Annotated in this window: 16 protein-coding genes; 7 read left to right on the top strand and 9 right to left on the bottom strand. The window is 69.0% G+C overall.

All coding sequences use genetic code 11. The features are described 5' to 3' along the window. Window positions 1-115: 115 nt before the first annotated feature. Window positions 116-610, bottom strand: coding sequence for a GNAT family N-acetyltransferase (locus tag ACWDV4_RS05610; RefSeq protein ID WP_449975108.1), 495 nt, complete (start codon window positions 608-610; stop codon window positions 116-118). Between the two features lie 239 nt (window positions 611-849). On the opposite strand from ACWDV4_RS05610, the gene ACWDV4_RS05605 reads away from it, so the two are divergent. The 3 genes from ACWDV4_RS05605 (at window position 850) to ACWDV4_RS05595 (ending at window position 3399) form a co-directional block, all read left to right on the top strand. Then, complete coding sequence (locus ACWDV4_RS05605; RefSeq protein WP_449975106.1) at window positions 850-1830, top strand: methionine ABC transporter ATP-binding protein; 981 nt, start codon at window positions 850-852, stop codon at window positions 1828-1830. Beyond that, a complete protein-coding gene (locus ACWDV4_RS05600) occupies window positions 1827-2483 on the top strand; it encodes a methionine ABC transporter permease (RefSeq protein WP_449975104.1) in 657 nt (218 codons plus the stop codon). Before ACWDV4_RS05605 ends, ACWDV4_RS05600 begins: the two co-directional genes overlap by 4 nt. Window positions 2484-2571: 88 nt before the next feature. Beyond that, entirely contained in the window at window positions 2572-3399 is an 828-nt protein-coding gene (locus ACWDV4_RS05595; RefSeq protein ID WP_449975103.1) for a MetQ/NlpA family ABC transporter substrate-binding protein, read from the top strand. Window positions 3400-3470: 71 nt separating this feature from the next. Here ACWDV4_RS05595 and ACWDV4_RS05590 read toward each other — a convergent pair whose 3' ends face one another. The 3 genes from ACWDV4_RS05590 to ACWDV4_RS05580 all read right to left on the bottom strand — a co-directional run bounded on the left by ACWDV4_RS05590 (window position 3471) and on the right by ACWDV4_RS05580 (window position 5034). Further along, window positions 3471-4334 (bottom strand): hypothetical protein, encoded by an 864-nt coding sequence (locus ACWDV4_RS05590; protein ID WP_449975101.1) that lies wholly within the window; start codon window positions 4332-4334, stop codon window positions 3471-3473. Next, window positions 4331-4627 (bottom strand): helix-turn-helix domain-containing protein, encoded by a 297-nt coding sequence (locus tag ACWDV4_RS05585; RefSeq protein WP_449975099.1) that lies wholly within the window; start codon window positions 4625-4627, stop codon window positions 4331-4333. Before ACWDV4_RS05585 ends, ACWDV4_RS05590 begins: the two co-directional genes overlap by 4 nt. Before the next feature lie 194 nt (window positions 4628-4821). After that, window positions 4822-5034: a hypothetical protein gene (locus tag ACWDV4_RS05580; protein WP_449975097.1), complete on the bottom strand. Its 213-nt coding sequence runs from the start codon at window positions 5032-5034 to the stop codon at window positions 4822-4824. Between the two features lie 207 nt (window positions 5035-5241). On the opposite strand from ACWDV4_RS05580, the gene ACWDV4_RS05575 reads away from it, so the two are divergent. The 3 genes from ACWDV4_RS05575 to ACWDV4_RS05565 are packed head-to-tail and all read left to right on the top strand — an operon-like array spanning window position 5242 to window position 9333. Further along, complete coding sequence (locus ACWDV4_RS05575; RefSeq protein ID WP_449975095.1) at window positions 5242-8340, top strand: BTAD domain-containing putative transcriptional regulator; 3099 nt, start codon at window positions 5242-5244, stop codon at window positions 8338-8340. Between the two features lie 9 nt (window positions 8341-8349). Further along, window positions 8350-9075: a helix-turn-helix transcriptional regulator gene (locus ACWDV4_RS05570; protein WP_449975093.1), complete on the top strand. Its 726-nt coding sequence runs from the start codon at window positions 8350-8352 to the stop codon at window positions 9073-9075. Window positions 9076-9087: 12 nt separating this feature from the next. Further along, the gene (locus ACWDV4_RS05565; RefSeq protein WP_449975091.1) at window positions 9088-9333 is read left to right on the top strand and encodes a hypothetical protein; all 246 of its coding nucleotides are present in this window, start codon (window positions 9088-9090) and stop codon (window positions 9331-9333) included. Between the two features lie 184 nt (window positions 9334-9517). On the opposite strand, the gene ACWDV4_RS05560 is transcribed toward ACWDV4_RS05565, so the two are convergent. Then, window positions 9518-9922 carry a hypothetical protein gene (locus tag ACWDV4_RS05560; RefSeq protein WP_449975090.1) on the bottom strand — a complete coding sequence of 135 codons (405 nt, stop codon included), beginning with the start codon at window positions 9920-9922 and terminating at the stop codon, window positions 9518-9520. A gap of 225 nt (window positions 9923-10147) precedes the next feature. Here ACWDV4_RS05560 and ACWDV4_RS05555 point away from each other — a divergent pair, with 225 nt between their 5' ends. Next, entirely contained in the window at window positions 10148-10360 is a 213-nt protein-coding gene (locus ACWDV4_RS05555; protein WP_449975089.1) for a hypothetical protein, read from the top strand. A 15-nt stretch (window positions 10361-10375) separates the two neighbouring features. Here ACWDV4_RS05555 and ACWDV4_RS05550 read toward each other — a convergent pair whose 3' ends face one another. The 4 genes from ACWDV4_RS05550 to ACWDV4_RS05535 all read right to left on the bottom strand — a co-directional run bounded on the left by ACWDV4_RS05550 (window position 10376) and on the right by ACWDV4_RS05535 (window position 14251). Further along, on the bottom strand, window positions 10376-10771 hold the full coding sequence (locus tag ACWDV4_RS05550) for a DUF3263 domain-containing protein (RefSeq protein WP_449975088.1): 396 nt from the start codon (window positions 10769-10771) through the stop codon (window positions 10376-10378). Between the two features lie 474 nt (window positions 10772-11245). Further along, window positions 11246-12256: an ABC transporter permease subunit gene (locus tag ACWDV4_RS05545; RefSeq protein ID WP_449975086.1), complete on the bottom strand. Its 1011-nt coding sequence runs from the start codon at window positions 12254-12256 to the stop codon at window positions 11246-11248. After that, window positions 12253-13281 (bottom strand): ATP-binding cassette domain-containing protein, encoded by a 1029-nt coding sequence (locus ACWDV4_RS05540; RefSeq protein ID WP_449975085.1) that lies wholly within the window; start codon window positions 13279-13281, stop codon window positions 12253-12255. Before ACWDV4_RS05540 ends, ACWDV4_RS05545 begins: the two co-directional genes overlap by 4 nt. 184 nt (window positions 13282-13465) lie before the next feature. Then, window positions 13466-14251, bottom strand: coding sequence for a DeoR/GlpR family DNA-binding transcription regulator (locus ACWDV4_RS05535; protein ID WP_449975165.1), 786 nt, complete (start codon window positions 14249-14251; stop codon window positions 13466-13468). Window positions 14252-14312: the final 61 nt, after the last annotated feature.

Genomic DNA, 14312 nt, shown 5'->3' with positions numbered 1-14312 from the left:
GAGATTTACGTCATCAGGGACGCCCTTGGGTGACGTAAATCTCTTGATCAACCGGGAAGTCGGGCGGGGGAGGGTGGGGTGGTCAGGGGGAGGTCAGGGTGAGTGGGCGGGTGAGTCAGGCGGGAAGGTGGATCTCGGCGCGTACGGCGCCGTCGCCGTCCGACTCGAGCACCGCCCCGACCTGGCGAAGCACGCTGAGCGCGGCGGCGTTGCCCGCTGTGGTGTCGGCGACGACTCGGCGCGCGCCGATCTGGGCCGCCTCGACGAAGAGCAACCGCAGGGCGGTCGCCGCGATGCCCTGCCCCCGGGCGGACTGCCCGAGCCAAATGCCGGTCTCCACGGTTTCCGGGTCGCGGCGCGCCATTCGGATCACGCCGAGCACCCCCACGTCGCTGACCACTGCGTACATCAGGGTGCCGGTCGGGCCGGACAATCCGCCGAAACTGGCCCGGTGAAACTCGCGGAACGCGTCACGGCGCGCCTGGGACCAGCCGGCCGGGGCCGTCACCGGCGGCATGACCTCGTGCGGCTCAGCCTCGGCGACAGCTACGGACAGCAACGACTCCAGGTTCTGCTCATCAACCGGCGCCAGCCACACCTTGCCCGTCACGAGCCGGAGTCTTCCCCTCCCGAGCCGTCCCGTCCACCGCTTTGGCGTACCCGACCGGAAAGTGTTTCGGCTCACGTTGTGCTGCCGCCACCTGCGCGAACCATTAACCTACCAAAACAATAGACAATATCGTCACGTTGCTGACCAGCGCATATCCTTGACCGTTGCGCCCGCACGGCGGGCAGACCCGGACCCGCAGAACGGTCAACCCACCCCTCCCCGCCCGAGAAGGACCCATCGTGATCCGCATCGAAGGTCTCCGGAAGACCTTCCGCTCCCGTGGCCGTACCGTCACCGCGGTCGACAACGTCGACCTCACCGTACGTGACGGAGAGGTCTTCGGTGTCGTCGGTCGAAGCGGCGCTGGCAAGAGCACCCTGCTGCGCTGCGTCAACCTGCTCGAACGCCCTGACACCGGCACGATCACCGTTGACGGGGTCGAGCTGTCCGCGCTGCGGGAGGACAAGCTGCGCTCAGCTCGACAGCGGATCGGCATGATCCACCAGCACTTCGCCCTGCTCAGCTCCCGTACCGCCGCCGGCAACGTCGCATTCGCCCTAGAGGTGATGGGCGTGCCGCGCGGGGAGCGGGCCACCCGCGTACGCGAACTGCTTGATCTGGTCGGACTCGCCGACCGGGCCAACTCCTACCCGGCCCAGTTGTCCGGCGGCCAGAAACAGCGGGTCGGCATCGCCCGTGCCCTCGCCGGCCGGCCCAGCGTGCTGCTCTCCGACGAGGCCACCTCGGCCCTCGACCCGGAGACCACCGCTGCCACGCTGGACCTGCTGCGCGAACTCAACCAGCGGCTCGGCCTGACCATCCTTCTGATCACGCACGAGATGGACGTGGTCAAGCGGCTCTGCGACTCGGTCGCGATCATGCGGGACGGCCGGATCGTCGAGTCCGGTCCGGTACCGGAGCTGATCGCCCGCCCCGACTCCGAACTCGCCCGGGACCTGTTCCCGCTCGGCCCCGTACCGGAATTGCCGGACACGACGATCCTGGACGTCACTCTGACCGGCACCACCGACGAGTCGTTCGTCGCCACCCTCAGCCGCCAGTACGACCTGGACGTCCGGATCATCGGCGGTGCGGTCGAGACGCTGGCCGGCACCCGGGCCGGCCGACTCCGGGTCGCGCTACCCGGCACCGCCGACCGCAACGAGGCACCGCTGCGTCACCTGCGTGACGCCGGGCTGCCCGTGGAGGTGGTCCGATGATCTCCCCAGACCTCGCCCCACTGCTCTGGCAGGGACTGAAGGAGACGGCGTACATGGTCGGTGCCTCCGCGGTGCTGGCCGCCGTCGGTGGACTGCTGGTCGGCGTACTTTTGATCCTGACCGACCGGGACGGGCTGCTCGCGGCCAAGCCGGTAAACGCGCTCCTGGGTCTTGTCGTCAACGTCGGCCGGTCCCTGCCGTTCATCATCCTGCTGATGGTGATCATCCCGTTCACCCGGACCGTGGTCGGTACGACCATCGGCACCACGGCGGCGATCGTGCCGCTCACCGTCAGCGCCATCCCGTTCTATGCGCGCATCGTCGAGACGGCGCTCCGGGAGGTCGCCCGGGATGTGATCTCCGCAGCCCGGGCGATGGGGGCGTCCCGTTGGCAGATCGTCTTCAAGGTGCTGCTCCAGGAGGCCCGGCCCGGCCTGGTGGCGGGGCTGACGATCACCATCGTCGCGCTCGTCGGCTATTCCGCGATGGCGGGGGTGGTCGGTGGCGGTGGCCTCGGTGACCTTGCCCTGCGCTACGGCTACCAGCGCTACGAGGACGACGTCATGATCGCCACCGTCGTACTGCTGGTGATCTTCGTACAGCTCATCCAAATGCTGGGCGACCTGGTCGCCCGTCGACTGTCCCACCGGTGACCGCCGGAGGGGAGTTAGGAAGGGGCCCTTCCTATACAAAAAGCGATAACAAGGGGCCCTTCCTTACATCAAAGAGAGGCAGTAACTCGTGCGACGCGCCCTAACCGTCACGCTCACCGCGGCCGCGCTCGTCCTGGGCCTGGCGGCCTGTGGGGCGGACGCTGAGGACAACGGCACCGCGACCCCGCCGGACGCCGCGCTCAAGGTGGGGGTCAGCCCGGTCCCTCACGCTGAGATCCTCAAGTACGTCAAGGACAACCTGGCCGAGAAGGCCGGCATCAAGATCGACATCGTCGAGTTCACCGACTACGTGCAGCCCAACCGGGCGCTCTCGGAGAAGCAGCTGGACGCCAACTACTTCCAGCACCTGCCGTACCTGGAGGAGGAGAAGGCTGCCAAGGGCTACCAGTTCACCGCGCTGAAGCCGGTGCACATCGAGCCGCTGGGCGTCTACTCCAAGAAGGTGCAGAACCTGGCCGACGTGCCCGCCAAGAGCGTCGTCGCGATCCCCAACGACCCGTCCAACTCCGGTCGGGCGCTGAACCTGCTCGCCAACAACGGTCTGATCAAGCTCAAGGACGGCGTCGGGGTCAAGGCCACCCAGCGGGACATCGTCGACAACCCCAAGCAGCTGGAGTTCAAGGAGCTGGAGGCGGCGCAGCTGCCGCGCAGCCTGGACGACGCGGCACTGGCTGTGATCAACGGCAACTACGCGATCGAGACCGATCTCAAGCCGGCCACCGACGCGCTCGCCCTGGAGCAGGGGCAGGACAACCCGTACGCCAACCTGCTCGTCGTGCGTACCGGCGGGGAGACCGACCCGCGGGTGGCCAAGCTGGAGGAGCTGCTGCACTCGCCCGAGGTGAAGAAGTTCATCGAGGAGAAGTACCAGGGCGCGGTGCTGGCCGCGTACTGACCGCAACGAGCACCAACGGAGGAGGGCGGCCGGTCAGTCAGCCGCCGTCGACAGGACGGTCGGTCGGCCACTCAGCCGCCGTCGAAGTGGCACAGTACGGCGGTAGCGTCGTCGTACGTCTTGTGCCGACGGCGGCCCTGGCCGCCCTCCTCCGCTCGCCGGACCCGGCGGATCAGCTCGTCCGGCCCGTACTGGCTCAGGGTGTCGAGCAGGCCGGCCCAGTCCAGCAGGGCGAACTCCTCGACCGCGGCCGAGGCACCGTCGGTCAGCAGCGCGGCGCGGCGGATCCGGCCCGGACCGGTCAGCGGAAACGTGCCGGTCACCGCGTGGTACGCCGCATCCGGATTGGCCGCCGCCACCCAGTAGCCGTGGGTCTGGTTCATCTGCTGCCGTTGCAGCAGCACACTGCGGTGGAACCGGGTCGCCGGATCGGCGTCGCCGGACCCCACCGGGCCGCTGGCGGCGCTCTGCCGTAGCGCGGCCAGCGCCGTCACCAGCCGATCGTCGGAGATCACCCGCACCTCGTCACCAAGGTCGACCACGAGCGGACTGTCGCACAGGATCAGGTAGTCGACGTGATCGCCGCCGTGCCGGAGCAGGCAGACCGTCGACGACGGGGTGCCCGGATGGTCGAGGTCGCACTGCCCGTCGTGATCGGCCCGGACCGCCAGGATCGCCGCCGCGAGGTTACCCATCAGGGTGGCCGCCGGCCGCCCGGCAGCGGCCAGCCCGATCCGCGCGGCGAGTTGTCGGACGTACCACGCCGGTCCGTGGACACATCCGGTCTCGAAACCCTCCGGTACGGTCGCCCCATCCAGTACGCCGACCAGTTCGCCGTACTGGAACACCTGGTCCTCGTTCTCCAGTTGGTCCGGGGCGGGATCGGTCGCCGCGCTGACCCGCATCGGCGACTGGGGGCGGAGTGACCCGGTCACCTGGCCGGCCCCGTGCCCTGTAGCCGGACGGCGAGACCGGCATCCAGCGAGCGGGCCAACCGGACCAGGATCAGCAGGGTCGGCATCGTGCCACCGGCCTCGAACCGGGCAAGTGCCGACTGGGTCATCCCGGCCTGCTGGGAGAGCTGCGCCTGCGACCAGCCCCGGCTTTCCCGCAACTCGCGTACGGCTTGGCCCAGTTCGGTGGCGATCCGGGCCGCCTCGTAGGCGTCGCCGACCCCCGGATCAGTCGCCCGGCGGTCCCGCAACGTGGACCAGTCAGCTTCGCTCACGGCTCCCACCTCGGCAGAAGCCTCCCCGGTTGGCAGCCATGCCCCGATGCTATGGCAACCGACCCAGGCCCGGGCACGGAACGGATCCATCCCCGCCTCGGTGACCCCTTACGTGCACCAGGTCGACACCGGTACGGCGGAATCGGTTCCCCGACGCCGCCGTACCGCCCCCCTCTGTGCCGTACTCGCTGCGGCTACCTGATCGGCGCGATGTAGAACACCAGCTCGTGAGAGGTGTCGATGTCATCCGACAACCGATCCCCGGTGGTCGCCGTCCCGTGTCCCGTCGGGTCGTCGGTCGGTGCCCCACTCCGATAAAGCGTCACCCGGTAGGTGGTGGGCACCAGGCCCCCCTGGTCACCAACCGGTCGCCCGAACTTCGACGGGTTTCCGGGAAGGGAATGCATCGACTACCTTTCTCCTGCTGGCGTACCAGCGACTCGTCCAACCAGGAACCGTGCGATGGCGCGACGGGTCTCCGCCAGTCGCCATCCGCGAGGTAAAGAAGTCTGGGGATCGCGGCCACACAGCCGCCACACGGCCGACATACGTCGAGCTGGGCCGGCCACGGTCCGTAGTAGGTTGGGTCGGCCGAAACCCAGGGGGAATGACGCGTGAGGTTCGAACTCCTCGGCCCGATGCGAATCCGTACGCCGGCCGGGGCGGACGTGCTGATTCGTAGTCGCCACGAACGCACGGTGCTCGCCATTCTGCTGTTCCGGGTCGGACAGCCGGTCACCGTCGACCAACTGGTGGCGGCCCTCTGGTCGGAACGTCCACCGGCATCTTATCTGTCCAATTTGCACACCTACCTGTCCCGGCTGCGCAGCCGGCTGCCGGATGTCGCAATCGAGCAGGTCAACGGTGCGTACCGGCTTCAGGTCGACCCCGACGACCTGGACCTGTTGGTCTTTCAGCAGGAACTCGCCGCCGGCCGGGCGGCGCTGACCGAAGGCGATCCAGCAGCAGCGATCGTGCGGCTCCGCCGAGGTCTCGCCCTGTGGCGTGGTGAGCCACTCACCGATCTGTCCATCGATCCGCTCGACCCACAGTTGGCCCAGCTCTCGGCCGAACGGCTCGGCGCGATCGAGGACTGTGTGGACGCCGAGCTCGCCCTGGCCGACGGCGGCGACCGCACCGGACTGCTGGCGGAGCTGCATGGGCTGGTCGTGGAGCATCCGCTTCGGGAGCGGTTGCATGGGCAGTTGATGGTGGCGCTCTGCCTGGCCGGCCGACGGGCCGACGCACTGACCGCCTACCAGCACGTCCGCAACGTAATGATCATGGAACTGGGCATCGAGCCCGGGCCGGAGTTGCGCCGGCTGCACCAGGCGATCCTGCGCGGCGAGGACGTGACCTTCGCGATCCAGGCGGCTCGACCGGCGCAGCAGCCCCAGTCGGTGTTCCCGGTCTGCCAGCTACCCCCGCCGGTGGCCGGGTTCGTCGGCCGTACCGACGTGGTCGAGCAGGTGCTCCGGCTGGTGACGCCCCGGCCGAACGCCGTACCACTGTTGGCCATCTCCGGGCCGCCCGGCATCGGCAAGAGCGCCCTGGTCGTTCGGGTCGCCCACCAGCTCCGGGCCAACTTCCCGGATGGGCAGATCTTCGCCCAGCTCGCCGGGGCCGCCGCCCGCCGCGATCCGGCGGCGGTACTGACCGACCTGCTCCATTCGCTCGGCGTGCCGGCGGGAGCCGTACCCCAGAGCCTCCCGGCCCTGACCAACTCCTACCGTGCCCGGCTCGCCGACCGCCGGGTGCTGGTGGTGCTGGACGACGCTGCCGACCCGGCCCAGGTCCGGGCCCTGCTCCCCGGCACCCCCGGCAGCGCGGTGCTGGTGACCAGCCGAAGCCGGCTCTCCGGCCTCACCGACGCCGCGCACCTGCAACTGGGCCCGCTGACCGACGACGAAGCCCACCAACTGCTCCGCCAGGTCGCCGGGCCGGACCAGGTCACCGGGGAACCCGGGCAGGCGGCCCGGATCGCCGCCGCCTGCGGAAATCTGCCCCTCGCGCTACGCATCGCCGGCACCCGGCTGGCCACCCGGATGTCCAGCGTCGCCACCCTCGCCGATCGGCTCGATGACCAGCACCGCCGGCTCACCGAGTTGGCCGTCAGCGACCAGCAGGTACGCGCCAGCCTCGCGCTGAGCGTGCAGGCGCTCTCCGGCCCGACCCGGACGGCGTTCGCGTTGCTGCACCTGCTCGGGCCGGTCGATTTCGCCGGCTGGGCGGTGGCGGCGCTGCTCGGCCGCCCCGAGGCGGATCGGGTCCTCGACGAGTTGGTCGAGGCCAGCCTTCTGGAGCCGGTCCACCTCGATGACGGCGGGACCCGATACCGGCTGCACGACCTGCTCCGGGTCTACAGCGCCGAGCTGGCCGGTACGACCGACGCTGTCGCGCTGGAACGGCTGTTGGCCACGACCGTCTTCCTGGCCGGTGCGGCAGCCGCCCAGCTCCCGCGTACGTTGACCTGGTCCCGCCCGACCGAACCGGTGCCCGGTGCGCAACTGCCGACGGGTACGACTGAGCCGCCGGCCGCCGATCCGCTCGGCTGGTTCGACACCGAGCGGGCGTATCTGGTGGCTCTCATCGCCACTGCCCATGCCGAAGGAACCGATCGAGCCGTTCTCCAATTGACCGAGCGGCTGGCCCCGTACCTGTGGATCGGCGGGCACTGGGCCGACCTGCGCAGCGTGCAGCGGGTGGCCCGGCAGGCGGCGGAGCGGACCAGCAACGATCGGGAGAAGGCCCGGATGGACCTCGTCGCCGGGGTGCTCAGCGTCGTCGCCGGGGACGTGACCGCGGCCGATGGCAGCCTCGCGGCCAGCCGTACCGGGTTTGAACAGCTCGCTGACCGGCATGGCCTGGCCTGCGTACTCGCCGATCAGGCGGTGTTGCGAAGCAACTACCAGGATGGGGCCGACGAGGCGGTACGGATGGCCCAACGCGCGATCGAGCTGTTCGAGGCCGAGGGCGATCCACTCGCCGCGATCCTGACCGCCCCGGGGCTCTCCGCCGCGCTACGAAAGTTGGGCCGGCTCGGCGAGGCGCTGGTGATCGACCAGGCCGCCACCGGCCGGGCCATTCAACTCGACGTCGCCCCGGTGGTGGTGGCCCGCTGCCTGAACGCACTCGCCCTGACCCGGTTGCTCATCGGGCAACTGCCCGAGGCGTACACGACGGCGGACCGGGCGGTACAGCTGCTGCGGGCCAGCGGCGAACGCTACGTACTCATTCCGGCGCTGCACCATCTCGCGCTGGCCGCCGCCGGTCTGGATCGCCGGGACGAGGCGGTACGGCTGCTCGCCGAGGGCCATGGCATCGCCGTCGAGTTGGGTGACCGGATCGGGGCTACCGGGCTGGAACGGGACCTCGCGGCGAGCCGGATCGGTGCCGGCCAGGCCGATGAGCAGGCCGACGAGCCCGTCGCCACGCTGCGCCGCTGTCTGCGTACGTTTCAGGAGTTGGGGTCTCGGTCGGCGCAGGCGACGACTCTGACGCTGCTCGCCCACGCCTACGAGGTGCTCGGCGACCAAGCTTCCGCCGACACCGCCCGGCAGCAGGCCACCCGGCTGGTCGAGGGTCGGGACAGTCGCGCGCTGGTCCTATCCTCGCTGGTGTTACGACTGGCTGCGGTGCCGCGTTCGGATCGACTGCCGGTGCTCGTCGGGGACGGCCGAAGCGAGGCCGAAAATGTCATACCCCGCGACTAATGTTCCATTGTGAACCGAACTGATCGGCTTTATGGCCTGGTGGAGGAGTTGCGTGCGGTGGCACCACGTCCCCGCAGTGCACGTTGGCTGGCGGAGCGCTTCACGGTCGGTGAGCGCACCATCCGGCGAGACATCGACGCGTTACAGCAGACGGGCGTGCCGATCTACGCGGAGTCGGGTCGATACGGCGGCTACATCCTGGACAAGCGGCACACCCTGCCACCGATCAACTTCACTCCCCGGGAGGCGATCGCCATGGCGGTGGCGCTACACGCGCTCGCCGGCACCCCGTTCCTCGACGCGGCCCGCTCGACCCTGCACAAACTGATCACCGTGCTGCCCGGTTACGACGTCCAGACGGTCCGGGAGATCTCGGCCCGGGTGCAGCTCACCGCCGCCCCGAGCCCGTCCACCGGCCCGCATCGGCGGATTCTGGCCGTCGCCGAGCAGGCGCTGCACCGGCGCGCGGTGCTGGTCCTCGACTACGTCGACCAGCGCGGCACCTCGTCACGGCGGGACGTGGAACCGTTGGGGCTGTTGGGCTCCGACAACCAGTGGTACCTGGTCGGCTGGTGCCGACTGCGGTCCGGCGTACGAGAGTTCCGTCTGGACCGGATCCGTCAGGCCGTTCCGACCGCCGAGGTCGCCCCGGCCCGACCGTTCACCCTGCGGCGCACCGGCGCGCCTCGGACCAGTCTCGATTGCTTCGGAAACGCGGACATGGGGTTGTCCTGATACCTCGCGACGATGGAGGTGACGCAGGACGCGGCACGGCGCGACCCGGCCAGCGGTAGCGACCGGCTGCCTCCGCCCCGGACGAAGGGAGGCTGCGACATGACCCTCAACCCTGACTACGTCGTCCACCGTCCAACCCGATTCCGCCTGGCGCTACGCAGCCGGTGGGGCTCCCTCCGACTCAGCACGCGTACGCGCACCGAGCGGGTCGACATCACCGGCCTTCTCGGCCCGCCCCCACCGCCCACCGGGCGTTGACCACCATCCACCCGGCATGATCGTCGCCCAGCAGGCGATGAGCACCGCTCCGCAGGCTTGATCCTCGCTTCTTTCTGACCGGCGCTGGCCGGCCGCACCAGCAGGTGCAGTCGGCCAGCGTCGGCGAGTGAAGTGGACCAGCACCGGAAGTTACAGTCGGCCAGCGACGGAGAGTGCAGCCGACTCAAAGCAGGCCTATCCCGAGCAGCAAGGTGGCGGCTACCAGGCTGAGGCCGCCAACCCCGGCAAGCCAGATCAGCTTGTTGGGACGGGTGGCCGTGGGTCGGACGATCGACAGGAAGAAGCCGAGCGGCATCAGGATCGGAGCGGCCACCAACAGCGCACGGATCAGCGTGCGCAGACCGTCGGAGTAGTCGACCTGGTCCACATAGAAGAGTGCTACCAGGGCAAAGAGCACCAGTACGCCAGCATGGGCGTGCCCGGCCGTCCAGAGCGCGCGGCGGGTGGGGTTGTCCAGGTAGCCCGGGATCCGCCGGACGATCTGCATGAGCAGCGACAGTCCGCCGAAGGCGATCGTGCCGACGGTGATCAGCAGAATGGCCGCAGTGATACGGGTTTCGGGGGACATCTCAATTTGCCTTCCGGGAGCGGGACGGTGGATCGGGACGGTGGAGGGGAACACGCCAGACACAACACCGTCTTGTCACCGTCAAGATTCCCCAAGGGAACCCATCTTGTCAATAGCAAGATGTGTCATCCTCGACGCACACTCTCGGCAAACTCGCGTACTAGACCCCTGACCAGGGGTTAGCGTCAGGTCTATCGGCAGCCGGGCGACAGGGGGATCGCGCTGATGTTGAAGAAGCTGCACGACATGGGCCTGACATCTGACCACTGCTACATGGCGGGCGTGGTCAGCATCGGCATCTCGTTCCTGAGCTGGGCGGTGTGCCGTCAGCACCAGAATGGAGAGGTCGAACGCGCCGACCGGTGGGGCATCTTCATCGGCGAGTGGGCACCCACCCTGTTCGCGCTCGGTAACGGCCTGCGCACGTACGAAAAATAGCCCGGCCCGGCCGGATCAGCGCCGGCGGTTGCGGGTACGGGATGCGCGCAACCGCCGCAGCCGGCCAACCAACATCGGCTCGGCGGCGAGCGCGGCCGGATTGTCCAGCAGCCCGTTGAGCAGCTGGTAGTAGCGGGTGGTCGAGAGGTCAAAGGCGTCGCGAATGGCCTGCTCCTTGGCCCCGGCGTGCTTCCACCAGCGCCGCTCGAACGCGAGGATCTCCCGTTCCCGCTCGGTCAGAGCGGCGGCACCCGACGGCGTGGCAACGTCGGCGGCTTCGACATCCGCGTCCGTATCGTCGTCGATGATCGGAGCGGTCGACACCTCGTCGACGACCGGCAGCGCTTCGCTGCGTGGCGCCGGCACCACCGGAGGACCGTCGACCGCCGCAGCGTCAACGACGGGCTTCATGACGCTCCCCAATACATCGAAAAGCACGAACGTGCCAGCGGGCTCCACCAGCCTAGCGGCACCAGCTCAGGAGCGCATCGGACGACGACGGGGCAGAACTGTCGGAAACATCTCCCCGCTCGCCTGCGACCGCCCAGGCCATGCTGCCGACGCTTGAAAGGCCGCGCTCCCAGCCGGGATCAGGTGGTGGAGCGGGCAGGTGGCGGCGGTAGAAGGCGATCTGGTCGGTCAGGACCCGGTCGCGTATCCCGGGCCACCGTCTACCGCTGTCTCGAAAACTAGAGTAATGAGATTTTGATTTCGAAACGCCGCGCTGACGGCCGACTCCCCCGGCCGACCGCCAGCGCGGTCGGGGAGCACCCTACGGCCCTCCAACTGGACGGGCGGGGCGGAGCTGGCAGCTCCACCCCGCCCGTCGCGGCCCCCGCCTCAGGTAGGGTCCCTACCCCCCGCCTGAGGTAATGCCCCTACCCGTCAGGTGATGTCGCGACGGCGCATCGCCCAGATGGCCGCTGCCAACACCACCGCCGTACCGACCCCGAAGACCAGTGCGGAGTCCTGCCAGGTGATCAGGAGCTCGGCGGGCTTACATTCGCCCATGGCGAAGTCGCACGCGCGGTAGTCGTACAGCGTGAACTTCTTGTCGAACCAGGCCAACGCATAGGTCGACAGGACGTACCGGTCGCCGAATCGGACCCCGGCGATCTGCAACGCGATCCGTAGGCCGATCTCGCTGACCACACCGACACCGACCGCGACCCCGAGCGCCATCGCGGTGTGCCGGCCCAGCGAGGCGAGGCCGAAGGCGATCGCCCCGACCGCCAGCACCAGACCGAGCCCGCGGGCCCCGCTGATCGCGAACGACTCCCACACACCCTGGGTCATCTTGCCGGTGATGCCGTCGTACTTCCCGATCAACCAGAACGCGGTCGTCCACAGGGCACCGAGCACCACACCGATCCCGACCACGCTGCTGAGCAGGGCACCCAGCTTGGCGAAGAGCACCGACAGCCGCTTCGGCCGCCAGAGCAGAAGGTTCATCATCCCGCCGGTGTTCCACTCGGCGCCAACGTAGGAGGCCCCGACGATGAAGGCGAAGAGGGCCAGGATGCCGCAGAAGACCGAGATGAAAATTCCGAACTGTCCCCGGAACTCGAACTGGAACGGCAGGTACCACTCGGCCTCGAAGTGCTCCCGCAGCGGCGGGTACTCCCGACCGCAGTCCGGCCCGTACCGCTCGACGTCCTCACCACGGGCCTTAGCCGCCTCGCACTCGACCACCATCTGCTCGTGAAGCTTTATCTGCCGCTGGAAGTCCTGCTCCGCTTGGGCCTCGGCGGCGGCGATCCGGGCCGGGTCGATCTTGTGGCTGGCGACCGAGAAGGAGACCGTGATCGCGGCGAGCCCGAGCACGAGCAGGACGAGCATGACCCGGGTCAGCCGGCGCTTGAAGAGCCGGCGCAGTTCGGTGACGTAGAGGCTCATACTCCCCAACCCCCCTGGGCCGGTGCGGACGGATCGGACGAGGCGCCCGCCTCGGGCTGGCCGACGATTGCGGACTGGTCGACCTGGCGGTGCTGACCGGGCACCGGGGCGGTGGCGGTCAACTCCAGGAAGACGCTCTCCAGGTCCACCGTGACCGGTGCCAGCTCGCTGACGTACAGGTCGTGGCCGGCGAGCGTACGGGTGACCAGGGCCGGCTTGTCGATGCCCCGGACCATCAGGTGGTCGTCGTTGGTGGTGACCTGACCGCCGGCCCGGGTGAGCGCCTCGGCAGCCGCCGGCAGGTCGGTGACCGCCTCCAGGCGTACCCGCAGGCCGCCGCTGGAGTGCTGGGCAAGCACCTCGGCGACCGGACCGGCCGCGACCCGGCGGCCCAGCGAGATGATGGTGACCGAATCGCAGATCAGCTGTACCTCGCCGAGGATGTGGCTGGAGAGCACCACGGTCATCCCCGACTCGGCGAGGTTGCGCATCAACGCCCGCATCTCCCGGATGCCGCCCGGGTCGAGTCCGTTGGCCGGCTCGTCGAGGATCAGCAGCTTCGGGTTCTTCAGTAGGGCCGACGCGACGGCGAGCCGTTGCTTCATGCCCAGCGAGTACGTCTTGACCCGCTCCTTGGCCCGGTCCCGCAGACCGACGAGTTCCAGCACCTCGGTAACCCGCTGCTGGGGCACCTCACCGGCACCGGCCAGCAGCGAGAGGGTGTCCTGCGCCGAGAAGTGCGGGAAGAACTGTGGGCTCTCCACAATCGCGCCGACCTGGTTGGCGACCGCCGGCAGAGCGGCGGGCACCTCTTGGCCGAGGATCGCCATCCGGCCGCCGTTGGGCCGGATCAACCCGAGCAGCGTACGCAGGGTCGTCGTCTTCCCCGACCCGTTGGGCCCGAGGAAGCCGTGCACCTGGCCCGCCTCGACCTGCATGTCGAAACCGTCAAGCGCCTGCCGGGTGCCCCGGCGTTTGCTCTTGTACGTCTTACGTAGACCTTCTATCTCCAAGACCGCCGGCAAAGCTGGCCTCCCCGCTCATACGTATGGGACACAGGCGTGTATGACGCTAGCGACGATAGTGCGTTATGCGTAATAGTGGCATGCCGACGCGCCGATCCACACGAAACCTTCGTTACCGGAGCGACGACCTACCGATCAGGCACAGAACCGACCTACCGGTTCAGGTGCAACTGCAGCCGGCCGGTCAGGCGCAGATGACGTGGACTCCGGCGTCCCGGAAGGCAGCCACGACAGTCGGGTCCGCGTTGGAGTCGGTGACCAGGGTCTCCACCTTGTCCACCGGGCAGATCCGGGCGAAGGCGTGGCCGCCCAGTTTGGAGGAGTCGGCGATGATGACGACCCGCTTGGCCCGAGCCACCATCAGGTTGTTCATCGAGGCCTCCCCCTCGTGGTGGGCCGCCGCCCCCAACTGCGGGTCGATGGCGTCCACCCCGAGCAGTGCCACGTCGAGGGTCACCTCCCGCAGCAGCGCCCCGCCGAGCGGGCCGACCAGCTCGAACGACTGGGGGCGAACCACGCCACCGGCGACCACGACCTTCATCCGGGAGCGGACCAGCAGCTCGTTGGCGATGTTGAGCGCGTTGGTCACCACGGTCAGCTGTGCCCCGTCGGCGCTGGTGTTCAGGTCGGGCCGGATGGCCAGCGCCCGGGCGACCTCGGTGGTGGTGGTGCCCCCGTTGAGGCCGACCACCATCCCGGAGGAGACCAGCGCGGCGGCGGCCGTCCCGATCCGCTGCTTCTCGGCGGAGTGCTTGGCGGTCTTGTAGCGCAGCGGCAGGTCGTACGAGACGCCGTTGGCGACCGCACCACCCCGGGTACGCGTGATCATCTGCTGCTGGGCAAGCTGGTCGAAGTCCCGCCGGATGGTGGCCTGGGAGACGTCCAGCCGGGCAGCCGCATCCTCCACGCTGACCCGACCGCTCTCGGTCAGCAGTTCGAGCAGCGCGTTCCACCTCGCGTACCGGTCCACCGCGGCCTCCATGCGCGTACGGTGATGAGTTTGCTGCACGATAGTGCGCAAAACTACCCGA

It is taken from the genome of Micromonospora sp. NPDC003197 (assembly GCF_053590565.1).
The sequence above is the reverse complement of the archived record's forward strand: the minus strand, read 5'-3'. Positions and strand labels throughout refer to the sequence as shown.